At 55.3% G+C, this 2,880-nt stretch carries 3 protein-coding genes and 1 other annotated feature; all 3 genes read right to left on the bottom strand.

Translation table 11 applies throughout. The features are described from left to right. Nucleotides 1-12 precede the first annotated feature (12 nt). The 3 genes from ACFWW2_RS01495 to ACFWW2_RS01485 all read right to left on the bottom strand — a co-directional run bounded on the left by ACFWW2_RS01495 (nt 13) and on the right by ACFWW2_RS01485 (nt 2,817). A protein-coding gene (locus ACFWW2_RS01495) for an IS3 family transposase (RefSeq protein WP_393925591.1) occupies nt 13-1,247 on the bottom strand; the annotation gives its coding sequence in 2 pieces (ribosomal slippage) (nt 13-953 and nt 953-1,247; 1,236 coding nt in all). Then, nucleotides 844-960 (bottom strand) — a sequence feature (AL1L pseudoknot). Its footprint overlaps the gene before it by 117 nt. A gap of 49 nt (nt 1,248-1,296) precedes the next feature. Further along, nucleotides 1,297-1,533: a helix-turn-helix domain-containing protein gene (locus ACFWW2_RS01490; protein WP_393925590.1), complete on the bottom strand. Its 237-nt coding sequence runs from the start codon at nt 1,531-1,533 to the stop codon at nt 1,297-1,299. 564 nt (nt 1,534-2,097) lie between these two features. Then, on the bottom strand, nt 2,098-2,817 hold the full coding sequence (locus ACFWW2_RS01485; protein ID WP_393925589.1) for a putative quinol monooxygenase: 720 nt from the start codon (nt 2,815-2,817) through the stop codon (nt 2,098-2,100). Nucleotides 2,818-2,880 lie beyond the last annotated feature (63 nt).

Below are 2,880 nucleotides of genomic sequence, written 5' to 3'. Positions count from 1 at the left end.
TATAGCTTCATTTCATGCGACCATATCGAGCACGTCGTGCTGTGCATAGAAGTTCTGTTCAGCCTCTGCTGGCGGGATGTTTCCGATGGGGCCAAGCAGGCGCCGGTTGTTGAACCAATCGACCCAGCCGAGGGTGGCCATTTCCAGATCCTGCATGTTGCGCCACGGGCCCTGACGATGAACCAGCTCGGTTTTGTAGAGACCGTTTATAGTTTCAGCGAGCGCGTTGTCGTAGGAATCCCCGACGCTGCCGACCGATGGTTCAATGCCTGCTTCGGCCAAACGCTCGGTATAGCGAATGGATAAATATTGCCCGCCGCGATCCGAATGATGGATCAATCCCGCTTTCTGAACAGGCCGCCGATCATGCAGGGCCTGTTCAAGAGCATCGAGAACAAAGTCAGTTTTGGCAGACCGCGAGACCCGCCAGCCAACGATGCGATCAGCGAATGTGTCGATGACAAAAGCTACATAGACAAAACCCTGCCATGTCGACACGTAGGTAAAATCACTGACCCAGAGAAGGTTCGGGGCTGGTGCTCGGAACACGCGGTTCACCTTGTCACGCGGACAAGGCGCTGACGTGTCAGGGACGGTTGTTTTGACCACCTTGCCGCGCACAGCCCCACGGATGCCGATCTGTTTCATCAGCCGCTCCACCGTGCAACGCGCCAGATCAAAGCCCTCCCGCTTCAGCTGATGCCATGCCTTACGGACCCCGTAGACCTGGTAATTCTCATCCCAGACCCGTTTGATTTCCCGACGCAGCTCTGTGTCGCGCTGATGCCGCGCCGAAGCTTTGGAAGGATCAGCGCAGCATGCAAGCTGATGGTAGTATGTCGACGGCGCGATCGGCAGAACCCTGCAGATCGACTCGACGCCGTAGATAACGCGCTGATCTTCAATGAAAGCGATCATCGCTTCAGTGGGCGGTCGAGTTCCGCCTGCGCAAAATATGCTGACGCTTTGCGCAGGATCTCATTCGCCTGGCGCAGCTCCCGGTTTTCACGTTCAAGCGCCTTGATACGGTCGCGTTCCTCGGTCGTCACGCCGTCGCGCATGCCGCTGTCTTTCTCGGCCTGCTTGACACATCCGCTCAAGGTCTGGGGAATACAGCCGATCTTGGGTGCAATGGCCGCAATCGCGCCCGCCTGCGTTTCATACGAACCTTGATGTTCAAACACCATCCTAACCGCACGCGCGCGGACCTCAGGTGAGTAGCGATTTGCCATTTTGCTTTTTGTCATAACAATCATCCTTACTTAAGTTGATGGTCTCCGACAAACTCGGGGCGATTCAATCCTGAGCCACCAACTCGCGGAAGAACATGACATGCGGTACTAACTTTCCGCTGCCCGGTGGACGCCCCATCGGGGCAATTGGGGCCGTGCCAGACGCGTGTATTTTCCGCCTCCAACGCGCGCCTGTGGCGGCTGAGACCTGAAGACGGCGCGATGCCTCTCGACCTGAAAGCCCTTCTTCGATCAAACGCGCAAAACGGTCCCGGAGTTCCTTTGGCAACGGTCCTGGCATGTTCTCGATCCTCCCATAAAGGGTGAATCACAAATCAAACCAAAACGGAATCCTGCCGACTCAAACTTTCCTCGAAACGCTTTAGTTCGATGCGATCGCGATGTACCCATCTCGTAGGCGTGTTTGACAGATGTCGGCGACGGCCTTGCCTTCAGAACTGGCTCCGCACTGGTAACTGATCGTCCGATGCAAGCTGCGGCGCACTGCGGACCTACGATCTCAAGTAGTCCTTCGTTAACAGCAAAAAGACCCCTTAGACGGTGAAATGCCGCTAAGAGTCGCACCCAGAGTTGGGCCTGAACCTGGGTGCGCATAGCTCCAAAGTGGACCCTGTCGTTTGTTCGGGCACGTACCCAATGCCGTTCATAACGGCCTTGTACGTGCAGTCACAAAGGTAGTGGGCTAAACTGAGCTGGTTACGGTAGCTGTCACTTAAGGGCTCAAAGGCTTGTGTGGTATTGCAGCGCGAATGAACGTCCGCTTCAGGATGCAATCCCAAGCAAAAAGAAATGAAGTGCCCGGCGCAGATGTGCCGGGCGCTTCAAGTATTGCAGAGACTGTTGCTTACTTGATGGCGAGTATATCGAAGTTGTTGATATTCGCCACCACACCGTCATCCCATCCGCCAGAGACCAGTTCTGAAGCTTTTTTGTTCAGCAACCCAGCGACTTGACCGGCGAAGTGTGCCTTGCGTCCTGCGTTGTTGGCAAAGATATCAAAGATAGCGAAACTGTTCTCATCAATTTGCAACGCGGCCCAAAACAGTGTTTCCGGTTCGGTATCGGCGACAATGGGGCCGGCTGCGGTCAGCAAGGCTGCCAATTCGGGGCCTTTGCCAGGTGCCGCTTCGAGATTGATGTATGTTGCGGTTGTTGCTGTGTAGAGATCAACGGGCGCTTTCACAGACAGAACACTTGAGTTGTAAATATTCGCGACAACGCCATCGTCCCATCCCCCGGCGACCAGCACGTCAGCGTTTTCGTTTAAGGCACCGGCGACAGCACCGGAGAAATGTGCGTTACGCGCGTCTTTATCCACGAAGATATCGAAGATCGCGAGCGTATCGTCGGCTTGCAGAGCAAACCAAAGCACGGTACCCGGCTCGGTCTTTTTTACGATTGGCGCAGCCCCGGCCAGAAACTTAGCGAAGGCCTTTGTTTGGCCTTCAGCGGCAGGCATGGCGATATAGCTGGCGGTATGGTTGTCCATCGGGCTGTCCTGTGCGGTTGCGGAAGTTGTGATCAGAGCCAATGCGGCCAGTGCCTGAAGGATTTGTGTTTTCATGATCGTCTCCTTATCTAAATGTCATCGTGTTGTTTCGATGTGCTCTTGTCCCGTACCAACCGC

Source organism: Yoonia sp. R2-816, assembly GCF_046762905.1.
GTDB lineage: Bacteria > Pseudomonadota > Alphaproteobacteria > Rhodobacterales > Rhodobacteraceae > Yoonia.
The sequence above is the reverse complement of the archived record's forward strand: the minus strand, read 5'-3'. Positions and strand labels throughout refer to the sequence as shown.